15 protein-coding genes and 2 riboswitches are annotated in these 13965 nt (G+C 70.6%); of the genes, 9 read left to right on the forward strand and 6 right to left on the reverse strand.

Annotated elements, in window-relative coordinates; translation table 11 throughout:
* Window positions 1-40: 40 nt before the first annotated feature.
* A complete protein-coding gene (locus BM424_RS03845; protein WP_245775588.1) occupies window positions 41-1171 on the reverse strand; it encodes a CaiB/BaiF CoA transferase family protein in 1131 nt (376 codons plus the stop codon).
* A 136-nt stretch (window positions 1172-1307) separates the two neighbouring features.
* Between BM424_RS03845 and BM424_RS03850 the strand changes: the two genes are divergently transcribed.
* The 4 genes from BM424_RS03850 (at window position 1308) to BM424_RS03865 (ending at window position 4363) form a co-directional block, all read left to right on the forward strand.
* Window positions 1308-2024 carry a MerR family transcriptional regulator gene (locus BM424_RS03850; protein WP_093414628.1) on the forward strand — a complete coding sequence of 239 codons (717 nt, stop codon included), beginning with the start codon at window positions 1308-1310 and terminating at the stop codon, window positions 2022-2024.
* A gap of 158 nt (window positions 2025-2182) precedes the next feature.
* The gene (locus BM424_RS03855) at window positions 2183-3517 is read left to right on the forward strand and encodes an AMP-binding protein (RefSeq protein ID WP_093413705.1); all 1335 of its coding nucleotides are present in this window, start codon (window positions 2183-2185) and stop codon (window positions 3515-3517) included.
* Between the two features lie 124 nt (window positions 3518-3641).
* Entirely contained in the window at window positions 3642-4034 is a 393-nt protein-coding gene (locus BM424_RS03860) for a YidH family protein (protein WP_093413707.1), read from the forward strand.
* A gap of 2 nt (window positions 4035-4036) precedes the next feature.
* Window positions 4037-4363: a DUF202 domain-containing protein gene (locus BM424_RS03865; RefSeq protein WP_175547919.1), complete on the forward strand. Its 327-nt coding sequence runs from the start codon at window positions 4037-4039 to the stop codon at window positions 4361-4363.
* A gap of 27 nt (window positions 4364-4390) precedes the next feature.
* Here the strand turns inward: BM424_RS03865 and BM424_RS03870 are convergent, their stop codons facing one another.
* The 4 genes from BM424_RS03870 to gcvH form a co-directional block, all read right to left on the reverse strand.
* Entirely contained in the window at window positions 4391-4810 is a 420-nt protein-coding gene (locus BM424_RS03870; protein WP_093413708.1) for an organic hydroperoxide resistance protein, read from the reverse strand.
* Window positions 4807-5280, reverse strand: a complete 474-nt coding sequence (locus BM424_RS03875) for a MarR family winged helix-turn-helix transcriptional regulator (RefSeq protein ID WP_093413710.1) — start codon at window positions 5278-5280, stop codon at window positions 4807-4809. The genes BM424_RS03870 and BM424_RS03875 overlap by 4 nt, the downstream gene beginning before the upstream one ends.
* 166 nt (window positions 5281-5446) lie before the next feature.
* Window positions 5447-6802 carry an L-serine ammonia-lyase gene (locus tag BM424_RS03880; RefSeq protein WP_093413711.1) on the reverse strand — a complete coding sequence of 452 codons (1356 nt, stop codon included), beginning with the start codon at window positions 6800-6802 and terminating at the stop codon, window positions 5447-5449.
* A 31-nt stretch (window positions 6803-6833) separates the two neighbouring features.
* Window positions 6834-7205, reverse strand: coding sequence for a glycine cleavage system protein GcvH (gene gcvH, locus BM424_RS03885; protein WP_093413713.1), 372 nt, complete (start codon window positions 7203-7205; stop codon window positions 6834-6836).
* 52 nt (window positions 7206-7257) lie between these two features.
* Window positions 7258-7353: riboswitch (glycine riboswitch) on the reverse strand.
* Window positions 7354-7447, reverse strand: a riboswitch (glycine riboswitch).
* Between the two features lie 107 nt (window positions 7448-7554).
* On the opposite strand from gcvH, the gene BM424_RS03890 reads away from it, so the two are divergent.
* The 5 genes from BM424_RS03890 (at window position 7555) to BM424_RS03910 (ending at window position 12931) form a co-directional block, all read left to right on the forward strand.
* Window positions 7555-9108, forward strand: a complete 1554-nt coding sequence (locus BM424_RS03890) for a helix-turn-helix domain-containing protein (protein ID WP_093413714.1) — start codon at window positions 7555-7557, stop codon at window positions 9106-9108.
* Window positions 9109-9285: 177 nt separating this feature from the next.
* Entirely contained in the window at window positions 9286-10401 is a 1116-nt protein-coding gene (gene ald, locus BM424_RS03895; protein WP_093413716.1) for an alanine dehydrogenase, read from the forward strand.
* A 268-nt stretch (window positions 10402-10669) separates the two neighbouring features.
* Window positions 10670-11101: a helix-turn-helix domain-containing protein gene (locus BM424_RS03900; RefSeq protein WP_093413717.1), complete on the forward strand. Its 432-nt coding sequence runs from the start codon at window positions 10670-10672 to the stop codon at window positions 11099-11101.
* Window positions 11102-11168: 67 nt separating this feature from the next.
* Window positions 11169-11723: a hypothetical protein gene (locus BM424_RS03905; RefSeq protein ID WP_093413719.1), complete on the forward strand. Its 555-nt coding sequence runs from the start codon at window positions 11169-11171 to the stop codon at window positions 11721-11723.
* The gene (locus tag BM424_RS03910) at window positions 11720-12931 is read left to right on the forward strand and encodes an MAB_1171c family putative transporter (RefSeq protein WP_093413720.1); all 1212 of its coding nucleotides are present in this window, start codon (window positions 11720-11722) and stop codon (window positions 12929-12931) included. The genes BM424_RS03905 and BM424_RS03910 overlap by 4 nt, the downstream gene beginning before the upstream one ends.
* Here the strand turns inward: BM424_RS03910 and BM424_RS03915 are convergent.
* Window positions 12928-13566 (reverse strand): phosphatase PAP2 family protein, encoded by a 639-nt coding sequence (locus BM424_RS03915; protein WP_093413721.1) that lies wholly within the window; start codon window positions 13564-13566, stop codon window positions 12928-12930. The genes BM424_RS03910 and BM424_RS03915 overlap by 4 nt on opposite strands.
* Between the last annotated feature and the right edge of the window lie 399 nt (window positions 13567-13965).

Consider the following 13965-nt stretch of genomic DNA (forward strand, 5'->3'; position numbering starts at 1 on the left):
CGAGGGGACGGGTTCTCGCGACGCGGTGCGTCGCGGGTCGTCATGACGCGGAGTGCATCGCTCCGGAGTCGAGCAGGCCCTGGGGAAGTCCCCAGTCGCGCAGCACGTCTTCGGTGTGCGCGCCCGGTGTGGCGATCGGGCCGGGCTCGGGGTTGGGGGTGTGGCTGAAGCGCGGTGCGGGGGCGGGTTGAAGGGTCCCGTCACGTCGCACGAGGGTCTGCCGGGCGGCCAGGTGCGGGTGCTGTTCGGCTTCGGCCATCGACAGGACCGGCGCGAAGCAGGCGTCGGAACCGTCGAACACCTCGGTCCACTCCTGGCGGGTGCGCTGCTTGAACGTCTCGGCGAAGGTCGCCCGCAGCTCGGGCCAGTTCGAGGCGTCGTCGCGGTCCGGGACTTTTCCGGTCAGTTCGAGCCGGTCGAGCAGTTCGGCGTAGAACTTCGGTTCCAGGGCGCCGACGGAGATGTGCTCGCCGTCGGCGGTCTCGTAGACGTCGTAGTAGGGAGCCCCCGTGTCGAGGAGGTTGGTGCCGCGCTCGGTGCTCCACCCGCCGGAGCCGAAGAAGCCCCACAGCATGGCGCCGAGGTGCGCGGTTCCGTCGACGATGGCGGCGTCGACGACCTGGCCGCGTCCGCTGGAGCGGGCTTCCAGCAGGGCGGCGAGCACGCCGACGGCCAGGTACATGGCGCCGCCGCCGAAGTCGCCGAGCAGGTTCGCGGGCACCTGCGGGGGTCCGCCCTTGCGGCCGATGAGGTGCAGCATTCCGGTCAGCGAGACGTACCCGACGTCGTGGCCGGAGGTGTGGGCGAGCGGGCCGTCCTGACCCCATCCGGTCATCCGGCCGTAGACGAGGCGGGGGTTGCGTTTCCAGCACTGCTCGGGGCCGACGCCGAGGCGTTCGGTGACGCCGGGCCGCAGTCCTTCCAGCAGGACGTCGGCCTGTTCGGCGAGGGCGAGCACCGCTTCCGGGCCCTGCTCGTGCTTGAGGTCGACCTGCACCGACCGCTTGCCGCGGTTGAGCAGGTCGTCGCCACCGCCGGCGGTGCCGGGCCGGTCGACGCGGACCACGTCCGCTCCGAGGTCGGCCAGCAGCATCGAGCAGAACGGCGCGGGACCGATCCCGGCGAGCTCGACGACTTTCACCCCGGCCAGCGGGCCACCCGTTGCCGTCACGACAAGTCCTCTCCACGACGCGGAAGTCCGGGCCGCCCGGGCCCTGGCACAACGCTGTGTCACGCGACACAGGAATCTCGACGCGATTAGTGTTACATCGTTGGTGTAACAGCGGTCAAGGAGTAGCGTGACCGGCATGCTCCGAACTGCGGACGAAGAGCTCACCATCGACGAACTGGCTGCCCGCGCCGGGGTGACCGTGCGGACGGTCCGCTTCTACTCGTCGCGCGGCCTGCTGCCCGCACCGCGGCTGCGCGGGCGTCTCGGACTCTACGGCGCCGAGCACCTCGCGCGACTGGATCTGATCCGCGAGCTGCAGACTCTCGGGTTCACCCTGTCGGCGATCGAGCGGCATCTGCAGCGCATCCCCGAGGGATCGTCGCCGGACGAGCTGGCGCTGCAGCGGGCGCTGATCGCTCCGTGGACCGACGAGCACGCCGAGGAGCTCGACCGCCACGAGCTGGATCGCCGGGCGGGCCGTCACCTCGACGACGATCTGGTCGAGCACCTGGTGGAGCTGGGGATCCTGCAGCGCACGGAGGATGCCGATGCGCTGCGGCTGCCGAGCCCGGCGATGCTCGGGGTCGGGCTGCAGATCCTCGACCTGGGGCTGCCGCTGGAGATGCTGGTGCAGGCCAAGGGAATCGTCGAGCAGCACACCGCGCAGATCGCGACGGAGCTGCGGGAGCTGTTCGCGGCGAACGTGCTGCGCCCCTACATGGAGCACGGGCGCCCCGAGGACGAGCGGGAACGGGTGCGGGCGGCGACCGACCAGCTGCGGCCGCTGACCATTCAGGTGCTGGTCAACGGGTTCCAGCACGCGGTCAACGACGTCATCCGCGATCACGTCTGATTTCACCGGTTTTCCCGTGTTGGGCCGGCAGGTCTACCGGTTGGGCGGAACGTGATTCCAGCTTTCGGCGCTGGTTTCCCTCGGCCCTGATCGGGTTTCATCGCCTCAACGCGCGACATTCGCAACCGTCGTTCGGGGCGAGGGGAGATCCGGCTGCGATGAGCACCGTGGACGACTGGGCCGAGGCAGCACTGGAAACGACGATCCCACGACTGTTCTACCACACCACCACTCATTTCGCGGACGAACCGGCCCTGACCGACGGTGATCGGACCTTCACCTGGAAGCAGGCGGGTGAGGAGGTCGAGCTGCTGGCCGCGGCGCTGCACGCGCTCGGCCTGCAACGGGGTCAGACGATCCTGCTGATGATGTCCACCCGCCCCGAGCACTGGCTGGCCGACGTGGCCGCGGCACATCTGGGAGCGGTTCCCAGCACGCTGAACCCGGGGTTGAGCCAGGACCAGGTGCACGCCATCGTCGCCCACAGCCGCGCCCGGGTCGCGGTGCTGGAGAGCGGTGATCAGCTGCGCCGGTGGGCCAAGGCGCTGCGCAACGACAGCACGATCGAGCACGTGGTGGTGCTCGACGAGGCGCTGATGGTCAGTGCCGATCACCGCTTCCGGACCTGGCGCGACCTGCGAAGACAGGGGGCTCAGCAGCTGGCGGCGGATCCCGGCCTGGTGCGGCGGGAGAGCGCCGGGGTCTCCCCCGGCACACCGGCGGCGGTGGTCTACCCGAGCGAGGATTGCGACCACCTCAAAGGGGTTGTGCTGACGCACCGCAACCTGTGCTTCGCGGCCGCGGCGCTGCACCGGCTCACCCGTCCCGAGCCGAACACCGCCCGGTTGAGCTATCTGCCGTTGAGCCACATCGCCGAGCGGGTGGTGGGTGTCCACGCGGCGATCCACGACGCCGCGCACGTGCACTTCTGCGGGGACCGCGGCCGGGTGCTCGCCGAGCTCCCGAGGGCCAGACCCGCGCTGTTCTTCGCCTCGTCGGAGGTGTTGTCGCAGTTGACGGGCGTGCTTCGCGACATCCCGGCCGAGCAGCGCAGCACGCCCCGCGACGGGCAGCGGGTGCGGGCCCGGATCGGGTTGGGCGGCACGGTGTGGCCGTCGACCAGGTCCGGCCCGGTCGAGGCCGAGGTGGTGGAGCTGTTCAGCGGCATCGGGCTCGAGGTGTGCGAGGGGTGGGGGCTGATCGAGACCACCGGGTGCGCCACCACGAACCATCCCGCCGCTCGCCGCACGGGCACGGTGGGCCGGGCGATGCCGGGCATGGAGCTGCGGATCGCGGCCGACGGCGAAGTGCTGGTGCGCGGGCCGCTGGTGTGCGCGGGCTATCTGGAGGCGGACGGCATGATCCGTTCGGTCACCGACGCGGACGGCTGGCTGTGCACGGGTGACGTGGGCGAGCTGGACGACGACGGGTACCTGACGATCACCGGCCGCAAGCCGGAGCTGTTCGGCGGGAACGTGCCCTTGGCGTTGTGACGGCGGGGAGCGTGGGAACCTTCCTGTCATTCCCGCTGGAGCAGGGGAACCTTCCTGTCACCGTGGAGGCCGTCGAGGCCGGAGCGGAGGCTGTTCCGCCATTCGGACCAGATAACGTGAGGTCATGGCGACCGATGGCGAAGAGCGGAGCACGCGTTGGCCGCGGCGGCTCTACGAGGAGGGCGATGAGCCCGATCCCCGGTTCACGCTGGCCAACGAGCGGACGTTCCTGGCCTGGATCCGCACCTCGTTGGCGTTGATGGCCGGCGGGGTCGGTGTGGAGGCGCTCAACGCGGTGGCCGCGGAGCGCAGCCCGATTCGCACGGTGCTGGCGGTCGCATTGCTGCTGGCCGGGGTGTTGTGCAGCGCCACGGCCTTCACGAGGTGGGTGGCGACCGAGCGCGCGCTGCGCAGGGGGCGGCCGCTGCCCGCGCCGCGGCTGGCCCCGGTGCTGGGCTACGGGTTGGGCGTGGTCGGGGTGCTGGCCTGCGTGCTGCTGTTCGTGACCGGGTTCTGACGGTGAGCGGGAATCAGCCCTGGGATCCGGGTCTGCAGATCGAGCGCACGACCTTGGCGTGGTTGCGCACGGTGTTGGCGTTCACGGCGAGTCTGCTGGTGCTGCTGAAGTTGATCTCGCATCACAGCACGGTCGCGGCGGTGGTGTGCGCGCTGGTGACGTTGCCGGTCAGCGGGCTCGTGGCGTGGCTGGTGTGGCGGCGTCATCACCGCAGTGAACGTCGGTTGCGCGCGCGAACGCCGCTGCCGGGCGGGGTGTTGCCCGCCGCGACAGCGGCGCTGGCGATGCTCGCCGGTGCGACCGGTGCGGTGTACGTCCTGTTCGCGTAGGTACCGGCGAGGGCGTGCCTGGCGGGGTCAGGCGGCGACGCGGACGTCGATGTCGATGTTGCCGCGCACGGCGTTGGAGTACGGGCAGACGGCGTCGGCGGCTTCGGCGATCTGCTGCGCCTGGTCGTTCGGGAGGCCGGGGAGTTCGACGACGAGCCCGACGTTGAGGCCGTAGCCGCCTTGTCCGTTCGGGCCGATGCCGACCTCGGCGGTGACCGAGGAGCCTTCGATGTCGACCTTCTGCTTGCGGGCGACGACCTGCAGGGCGCTGTGGAAGCAGGCGGCGTAGCCGGCGGCGAACAGCTGCTCGGGGTTGGTGGCGCCGCCGGGTCCGCCCATCTCCTTGGGGATGGCCAGCTCGAGGTCGACGAGGCCGTCCGAGGTGCGGGTGTGGCCGGCGCGGCCGGCTCCGGTCGCGGTGGCCTCCGCGGTGTAGAGAACGGTCATGATGGCGTCTCCTGATTCTCGGTGACCCGGCGGGCCGCGTCGTTCAACGTGGTCGTCAGGTTTTCCAATGTGGACCGAAGTTCCTCGACGTCGCCGAGTTCCATCCCGGTGGCGGCGACCATCCGCTGCGGGATATCGCTCGCGTGCCGCCCGAGCGCGCGTCCGTCGTCGGTGATCGCGACGCGCACGGACCGCTCGTCGGTTTCGCTGCGGGCGCGGGTGAGGACTCCGCGGGCTTCGAGTCGCTTCAGCAGGGGCGACAGGGTTCCGGAGTCGAGCCGGAGCAGGGCACCCAGCTCTTTGACGGTGAGCGACTCGCGTTCCCACAGCACGAGCATCACCAGGTACTGCGGGTAGGTCAGGCCGATCTCGTCGAGGAAGGGCCGGTAGAGGTTGGTGAACGCCCGCGACGCGCTGTGCAGCGCGAAGCAGAGCAACCGGTCCAGCGTCGTTCCGGGTTCTGTCGTCACGGGATAAACAGTAGCGCGCCATTCAGTTGTGCGCAACTGAATTGGACGCAATGGTCTGCCGGGGGTTGGCAGGAAGGTTCCCCTGCACCGCGCCGAGGCAGGTCAGGGACGTGATGCGGCCCGAGGTGATGACAGGAAAGTTCCCATGCTCACCCCGGGCCGCGGATCAGCACTCGATGACGTTGACGGCCAGGCCGCCGCGAGCCGTCTCCTTGTACTTGACCGACATGTCGCGCCCGGTCTCCCGCATCGTCTTCATGACCTTGTCGAGAGACACGTAGTGCGTGCCGTTCCCCCGCAGCGCCATGCGGGCCGCGGTGATCGCCTTGACCGACGCGACGGCGTTGCGCTCGATGCACGGGATCTGCACCAGACCACCGATGGGATCGCAGGTGAGCCCCAGGTTGTGCTCCATCGCGATCTCCGCGGCGTTCTCCACCTGCTCCGGGGTGCCGCCCAGCACCTCCGCCAGACCGGCCGCCGCCATCGAGCAGGCCGATCCGACCTCTCCCTGGCAGCCGACCTCGGCACCGGAGATCGAGGCGTTCTCCTTGAACAGCACCCCGATCGCCCCCGCCGTGAGCAGGAACCGCACCACCCCGTCCTCGTCGGCACCGGGCACGAAACGGGCGTAGTAGTGCAGAACCGCGGGAACGATGCCGGCCGCGCCGTTGGTCGGAGCCGTCACCACGCGCCCGCCCGCCGCGTTCTCCTCGTTGACCGCCAGCGCGAACAACGTGACCCACTCCAGCGGGTCGTCACGGTCGGTCAACGACGCGGCCAGCTCCGCCGCTCGCCGCCGCACCTTCAACCCGCCCGGCAGCTCACCGGTGTTGCGACATCCGTTGTCGACGCACTCCCGCATGACCCGCCAGATGTCGAGCAGCCCCGCGCGCACCGCGGGCTCCTCGCGCCACGACAGCTCGTTGGCCAGCATGACCCCGCTGATCGGCAGACCGGACTCTGCGCTGTGCAGCAGCAGATCGGCGCCGGTGCGGAAGGGCATGGGAACCTTCGTGTCATCGGCCTTGACCCGATCCGCCCCGGCCGCGTCCTCGTCCACGACGAAACCGCCACCGACCGAGTAGTAGATCGCCGAGTCGAGCTCTCCCCCGTCGTTGCCGAGGGCGGTGAACCGCAACCCGTTGGGGTGCCGCGGCAGCGACTTGCGCCGGTGCAGCACCAGGTCGCGGGCACTGCTGAAGGGCAGCACCTGGTCACCGCCGAGCCGCAGCATGCCGCTGCGCTCGATCTCGTCGACGCGCCGCGCGCCGGCCACCGGGTCCACCGACTCCGGCCGGTGCCCCTCCAGCCCGAGGATCACGGCCCCCGGGCTCCCGTGACCGTGGCCGGTCGCGCCGAGGGAACCGAACAACTCCGCTTTGACCCTGTTGACCTGGGAGATCAGCCCGTTCTCGCGCAGCCTGACGGTGAACCGCTGCGCCGCGCGCATCGGTCCCACGGTGTGCGAGCTGGACGGGCCGATCCCCACCGAGAACAGGTCGAAGACACCGATCGCCATTGATCGCCTCGCCTCGTTCCGGGCTCCGCGACTACTCGCTGATCAAGTCCGAGTACTGCTGGGCCGTGAGCGTCGCACCGGTCTCGGTGACCCGCACCTCGATCAGCCAGCCCTCGCCGTAGGGGTCGGAGTTGACCACCGCGGGGTCCTCGTCGACGGCGTCGTTGACGGCCACGACCTCACCGGTGACGGGCGCGAACAGGTCGCTGACGGACTTGGTCGACTCGAGCTCGCCGCACGCCTGACCGGCCTCGATGGTGTCGCCGACCTCGGGGAGCTGGACGAAGACGATGTCACCGAGGGCGCTGGCGGCGTGCTCGGTGATGCCGACGCGGGCGATCTCGCCGCGGTCCTCGATCCACTCGTGCTCTTCGGTGTAGGACAGGTTGGTGGGCAGCGCCATGAGGGAGGCTCCAAAGCTGGTTCGAGGGGCGTTGATCCCCGGTTTCGGCTGGGCCTCCCCCTCTGTTGCGGAACCTGAGAGCTTCGCCGCTGCGGCGGCTTGCACCGTGGGTGGCGCGTCGGCGTCGACGAGCGCTTTCCAGAGTCGCCTCGCCCGAGCGGTCATGGGTGCCTGAGAGTTTGCTGGGGAGTGTTGCTCCTTCGGCGCCCTGCACCGGGCAGGGTCTCTCCCGCACGGGGTCGATGGCCGTATGCGATTGTCGATGTGCTCAGCAACGATAAACGCGCCAGCGGCACTGTCAATGCACATGTGATCTCCGCCGGTGCGTCTGGTCGAGGAGGCCTCTTCGATGCTCGACATCCGGGCGCTGGTCGAGCGGGTCGGACCGGCCCTGCTGCGCACCGTGATCAGCTCGGAGGCCAGCACCGTCGCCGGTGATGTGGTGATCGCCGAACCGGGCGAGCCCACGACCGCCACCGGCGGCGACCTCGTGCTGGGCGTGGGCATCACCGAGGCCGAGCAGGCGCTGCGGCTGGTGCGCGAGTGCGGCGAGCGCGGAGTGGCGGCGGTGCTGCTGAAACCGCCTGCGGCGGGGCTCGACGAGGTGGTGGCGTCGGTGCGCGAGGCGGGGATCGCGCTGATCGAGGTGCGGCAGGGCACGGCGTGGGCGCAGCTGGTGTGGTTGATCCGCGCGGCTCTGGCGGGCGGCATCCGGCAGACCGAGGAGAGCGGGGTCGGGGTCACCGACCTGTTCCGGCTGGCGGATGCGGTCGCCGACGTGGTGGACGCGCCGGTGACCATCGAGGACGCGCACTCGCAGGTGCTGGCCCACTCGGCGCGGCAGGACCTGACCGATCCGGCGCGGATCTCCACGATCATGGGGCGCAAGCAGCCGGACGACGTGCTCGCGAAGTTCCGGGCCCGCGGCACGTTCCGGCAGCTCACCAAGGGCAGTTCGGCGATCTTCGTGCCCGCGCAGCAGGACGGGACGCTGCCGCGGCTGGTGGTGCCGATCCGCATGGGCGGTGAGCTGCTCGGATCGATGTGGGCGGTGGTGCCGGGGCCGGTGTCGGAGGAGCGCGCCACGGCCTTCGCCGACACGGCGCCGCTGGTGGCGTTGCAGCTGTTGCGCTGGCGAGCGGTCGCCGACGTGCAGCGACGGCGATCGGCGGAGCAAGTGCGGTTGCTGCTCGAGGGCGGTGAGGGGTGGCGCGCGGCGGCCACCGAACTGGCCGTGCCGAACGAGCAGCACCGGGTGATCGCGATCGAGATGCCCTCCTCCGACGAGCCGGCGGAGGGGCAGCGGCTGGCGATGTGGGAGTGGATCACCCGTGGGATCGGGCGGCGTCCGCTGGTCACCGAGATCGGTTCGGTGCTCTACGCGCTGGTCCCGGATCGGGCGCGAGGTGGTGGTTGGCCGGAGCTGCGCCAGGCCCTGCTCTCGCACGAGTTGTCCCCTCGCCCGCTGATCGCGGTGGGAACTTCCGTGCCGGTCACCGATGTGCCGCGGTCGCGCGCGCAGGCCGACGAGCTGATCGGGTTGTTGCGCACGGGCCTGGTGCGGCAGCGCGTGGCGATCTACGACGACCTGTGGCACCTGCTGGTGCTGAGCCGGATGGCGGGCGCGGCCACCGACGCGGGGGTTGCCACGTTGGGTCCCTTGCCGGTGTTGCGCGAGCACGACCGCGCGCAGGGCACCGAGTACCAGGCCACCCTTCACGCGTGGTTGCGGCACCCGGGCGACCCGCGCCAGGCGAGCCGTGAGCTGCGGGTCCACCCGAACACCTTCCGGTACCGGATGAAGCGGATCGGTCAGCTGGTGGACGTGGACCTCGACGACCCGGACGTGCGCTCGGCGCTGCTGGTGCAGCTGCTGGCCGAGCGGTGGGCCCAGCACGGCTGAGCCCGGGAGGCCCGCGCCCGCGGTGGAGCACGGGAACCTTTCTGTCACCACCCGCCCCGCACGCACCGCCGTTGTGCCCGCAGCACAAAGTCCCCCACCCAATCTCATGCCGTGGACATGATGCGTCCTGCGCCACAGCGTCCGATCGTTGTTTCCACACGACGAAAGGACCCCACGGTGAAGATCGCAGTGCCTCGCGAGATCAAGAACAACGAGTATCGGGTGGCGATCACTCCTGCCGGTGTGCACGAGCTGACCGCACGTGGTCACGACGTGTTCGTCGAGGCGGGCGCCGGCGCCGGCTCGTCCATCCCGGACGAGGACTACCTCGCGTCCGGGGCGAAGGTTCTGGCCACCGCCGACGACGTGTGGGCCGAAGGCGACCTCGTGCTCAAGGTCAAGGAGCCGATCGCCGAGGAGTACCCGCGGTTGCGCCGGGACCAGGTGCTGTTCACCTACCTGCACTTGGCGGCGTCGGCCGAGCTGACCGACGCGATGCTGAACTCGGGTGTCACCGGGATCGCCTACGAGACGGTGCAGACCCCGGGTGGTGGGTTGCCGCTGCTGGCGCCGATGAGCGAGGTCGCCGGGCGGCTGGCACCGCTGGTGGGCGCGCATTCGCTGATGCGCCCCAGCGGTGGTCGCGGTGTGCTGCCGGGCGGTGTTCCGGGTGTGCACCCGGCGCGGGTCGTGGTGATCGGCGGCGGTGTCGCCGGGCTCAACGCGGCCAGGGTGGCGCTGGGCATGGGCGCCGATGTGGAGCTGCTGGACACCAACGTCGACAAGCTGCGCGAGATCGACCGCGACTTCCACGGCCAGATCCGGACGGTCACCTCCAACCGCTACGCGGTGGAGCAGGCGGTCCGGTCGGCCGACCTGGTGATCGGCGCGGTGCTGATCGCGGGCGCGAAGGCCCCGAAGCTGGTGTCGAACCACCTGGTTTCGGAGATGAAGCCGGGCAGCGTGCTGGTCGACATCGCCATCGACCAGGGCGGGTGCTTCGCGGATTCGCGTCCGACCACGCACGACGACCCGACCTACCGGGTGCACGACTCGGTCTTCTACTGCGTGGCGAACATGCCGGGCGCGGTGCCCAACACCTCCACGCACGCGTTGACCAACGTGACCTTGCCGTACGTACTGCGCATCGCGGACGCGGGCTGGCAGCAGGCCTGCCGTTCGGACGCGGCGCTGGCCGGTGGCCTCAACACTCACGACGGGCACCTGGTCAACGAGGCGGTCGCCGAGGCGCACGGCCGGTCGAGCCTGCCGCTGAGCAGCGTCCTGGACTGAAGGCCGCGGTTGCATCGCGCGCCTCGGGGTGGGAGGAAGGTTCCCTTCTTCTCACCCCGGACGGTCGTCGGTGACAGGAAGGTTCCCTTGCACCGGTCGCGTCCCCTCCGGCCGCCGGACCGGGGCAGGGCGCGGGAAGGTGTCGGCCTTCCGCGGCCCTGCCCGGCTCACCCCCAGCACCACGATTACACGATCGTGGAATATCGACAGACAGTAGTATCGAATGCGAGAATCCGTCAATCGATGGCGTGATCTTGGGGGTGATCCTGTGCGGGAGAAGGACGGGAGCGCGTCGAGCGATCAGGGGAACACGCTGGCCGAGCGGCTGGCGTGGCTGCGGCGATCGTTCCCCGATCCGGAGACCGGGCGGCCGTACGAGATCAAGCGGATCGCCTCGGAGACCGGGATCTCCGGCTCGCAGCTCTACAAGATCCTCAGCGGGGAGTCCCCGAACCCGGGCTGGCAGCACCTGCGGGCGCTGGCGGCGTTCTTCCGCGTACCGCTGGACACCTTCGACTCCGGTGAGCACGCCGACTCGGTGCGCGCCCAGCTGGCGACGCTGGTCGAGCTGCGGGAGCTGAAGGACTCCGGTGTGGAGTCGCTCAGCTTGCGCGGGCTCACCCCGGCCCAAGCCGAACGCATCCGCGGCGTGGTCGCCGATCTGCGCGACAGCAACGCCGCGAGCAGCGATGACGCGTGATCGCGATGATGAGCACACTCCGTTCCGCTGCGCGCGACTGGTCCTGGCCCCGGGCCGTGATCACGACATGAGGTCCGACGATCACGCGCTGATGCGGGCGCGGTGCCAGGAGCTGGCGTCGGCGCTTCCCCTGCCGACGCCGTGGGATCTGCACACGTTCATCGAGGAGCTGGGGCAGGCCCGGGGGCGCCGGATCCGGCTGCGCCGGGTGTCCGCGGTGGAGTCCGAGAGCCCCTGCGGCGCTCTGGTCTCGCTCGCCGACCACGACGTGATCGGCTACGTGCCCAGCACCCCGCTGCACGAGGAGCACATCATCCTGCACGAGGTCGGGCACCTGGTGTGCGGGCACTCGGACACCAAGCTGGCCGATTCGCCGATGGTGGCCGCGCTGGTGCCGGACCTCTCTCCCGAGCTGATCCGCAGCGTGCTGGGGCGCTCCGCGTTCGACGCCGTCACCGAGCAGCAGGCCGAGCTCGTGGCCAGCCTGTACCTCTACCGCGCCGGTCGCGCACCGGCTCCGCTGCGGGGCGTGCGGAAGCTGGATGCGAAGTCGGGCCGGACCTTGCGCGAGATCCAGGCGACGTTCGACGGCTCCCGCCGGGGTGGGCCCGAGAAGCGATGAGCAGCGTGGTCCTGCAGGTCGTCGGCCTGGTCGCGGTGCTGACGGCGGTCGGCAAGGCCGTTCAGGGGTATCGCAGGCGGTCCTTGACGCCGAGTCTGCTGTACCTGTGCGGCGCGATCGGCGGCGTGGGTCTGTCGGCGGCGCTGGTGGCCCCGGCCTCGCTGCGGTGGATGTCGGCCTGGGAGCCCGTGCCGAACCTCGGGCGCCTGGTGGCCAACGTCCTGGCCATGTGCGCGGCGGTCTGCGTGCACGGGCTGCTGGCGCACCTGCTGCACGAGCCGGCCCGCGCCCGCCGGGTGATGCGCCTGCAAGTGCCGATCATGGTCGTGGCTTCGGCCGCGATGGCGGTGCTGCTGATCACGGCGGGCCTGCCGTTCCACCCGGCGTTCTTGGCCGAGTACGCCCATCACCCGGCCGTGGCGGCCTACATCGTGGTGTTCGCCCTCTACATCTGCTGGTCGACGTCGGTGTTCGGCTGGTTCCTGCACCGCTACAGCGCGCAATCGCCGCGCAGGTGGTTGCGCGCCGGGCTGCGCACGATCCAGGCCGGGTGCGTGGCGTCGGCGGGGTGGGCGGCGGCCAAGGTCACCGCTGCGCTGTGGGTGGTCAGCGGCCACGACCCGGCCGCGGTGGCGCCGGTGGCGGGTGTGGCGAGCGCGTGCGCGGCGGGGTGCGTGGCGCTGGTGGCCGTGGGGGCGACCGTGCCCGTCCTGGGGCCGCGGGTGGAGGCCGGGGCGTCGTGGGTGCGCGCGGTGGTCCAGGCCCGGCGGCTGCGCCGGTTCTGGCGGCGGCTGGCCGACGAACTGCCGCAGATCACCTTGCCCTCCGCCATGTACGCGCAGGCCGATGCGCGGTTCGCGCTGTACCGGCGGGTGGTGGAGATCCGCGACGCGCAGCTGGTGCTGCGGTCCTACGTGCCTCCCGAGGCCCGCGACCGGGCTCGCTCAGCCGCCGAGCGTGCCGGGCTCGGTGCGCGGCGCGCGCATCAGGTCGTCGAGGCGGCGTGCCTGGCGGCGGCTCTGGACGCTCACGCTGAGGGGCGGCGGCACCAGCAGGACTCGGAGGAGTCCACCGCGCCGTATCGCGGGGTGGATTCCGACCCGCACGCCGAGGCGCGGTGGTTGATCGAGGTCGGCCGTCTCGTGGAGCGCTCACCGATCGTGGCCGAGGTCCGGTCCCAGGCGGTCGCACCCGGTTCGAGCGCTTAGAGGAGCGCGGCGAACAGGCCGCCGGACGCGGCACCGACCAGGGCTCCGATGGTGACCTGGGCGGTGGTGTGGTCCCGGATCCGCACGCGCGACCAGGAGATCGCCACGACCAGCAGCATCAGCGCCCAGCACAGCGGGTGGTAGGTCACCGCGAGGATCGCGACCGCGCCCGCGGCGACCGCCGAGTGCATCGAGATCTTCCACCACGCCGTGATGCCTCCGGTGACGAGCAGGAGGGCGATCATGACGACGTCCAGGACGATCACCTGTCGCGGTGCGCCCAGTGCCAGCAGCAGTCCCAGTCCGACGAGGCTCATGACGATGAGCGCGATGAAGGGCACGAGCCTGCCGGCGCGGTCGCGCACGTGGTGGCCGTCCCACCGCCCGGTCCTGGCGCCCCAGACGATGATCCCCATCGGGAGGATGCTGCTGGTGGCGGCGACGAGCAGGCCCCAGCCGAGCGCGGGGAGCACCCGGTGGGTGGCCTGCCAGGCCACCGCCAGCGGCAGCAGGACGACGATGACCCACGGCGCGCACACCTCGGTGAGCACGTGCGCGAGGCGATCGCGCAGGTGGTGAGCGGGACGGGTGTCGGCGCCGCTCGTGGTGTTGTCGGTCGTCGGGGAAGGCTCCACGGGGAAGAAGTTTCACATGCGCAGCCGACCGGACCCGCCGGCCCTCCGGCATCGCGACCGCGCGGCTCGGGAATTCGTGCCGAGTTCGAATTCGAATTGGTTGAGAAGCAACTCGGGTCCGAATGCGCAGCAATTGCCGGGATGTGCGAATCCCGGCACGTCGGGCATTAGGAAAAAGGGGCGGCCCGCTCAACCAGCCTGGGGGTCACCGGGAGCAGGCCGCCACTCTCAGTGTAGGACAAGATCGCCGGTTTGCCGATGACGTGAGCGAGCGCTTCGCCGCCATTTCCCAGCCGAATCGATAACCACTCGATGGGGTGAGTCTGGTCGGGTGGCCGTGCAGGCGTGGACCGGCGATGCCGATGTCACCCATCGGAGTAACGGCGGGTGACTGATCGA

Source organism: Saccharopolyspora flava (genome assembly GCF_900116135.1).
Taxonomy (GTDB): domain Bacteria; phylum Actinomycetota; class Actinomycetes; order Mycobacteriales; family Pseudonocardiaceae; genus Saccharopolyspora; species Saccharopolyspora flava.

Excerpts from the sequence above, each read along its gene's own strand:
- BM424_RS03850 (WP_093414628.1), top strand. The coding sequence starts at position 1,308 with ATGCTCCGAACTGCGGACGAAGAGCTCACCATCGACGAACTGGCTGCC.
- BM424_RS03855 (WP_093413705.1), top strand. The coding sequence starts at position 2,183 with ATGAGCACCGTGGACGACTGGGCCGAGGCAGCACTGGAAACGACGATC.
- BM424_RS03860 (WP_093413707.1), top strand. The coding sequence starts at position 3,642 with ATGGCGACCGATGGCGAAGAGCGGAGCACGCGTTGGCCGCGGCGGCTC.
- BM424_RS03870 (WP_093413708.1), bottom strand. The coding sequence starts at position 4,810 with ATGACCGTTCTCTACACCGCGGAGGCCACCGCGACCGGAGCCGGCCGC.
- BM424_RS03880 (WP_093413711.1), bottom strand. The coding sequence starts at position 6,802 with ATGGCGATCGGTGTCTTCGACCTGTTCTCGGTGGGGATCGGCCCGTCC.
- gcvH (WP_093413713.1), bottom strand. The coding sequence starts at position 7,205 with ATGGCGCTGCCCACCAACCTGTCCTACACCGAAGAGCACGAGTGGATC.
- BM424_RS03890 (WP_093413714.1), top strand. The coding sequence starts at position 7,555 with ATGCTCGACATCCGGGCGCTGGTCGAGCGGGTCGGACCGGCCCTGCTG.
- BM424_RS03905 (WP_093413719.1), top strand. The coding sequence starts at position 11,169 with ATGAGGTCCGACGATCACGCGCTGATGCGGGCGCGGTGCCAGGAGCTG.
- BM424_RS03910 (WP_093413720.1), top strand. The coding sequence starts at position 11,720 with ATGAGCAGCGTGGTCCTGCAGGTCGTCGGCCTGGTCGCGGTGCTGACG.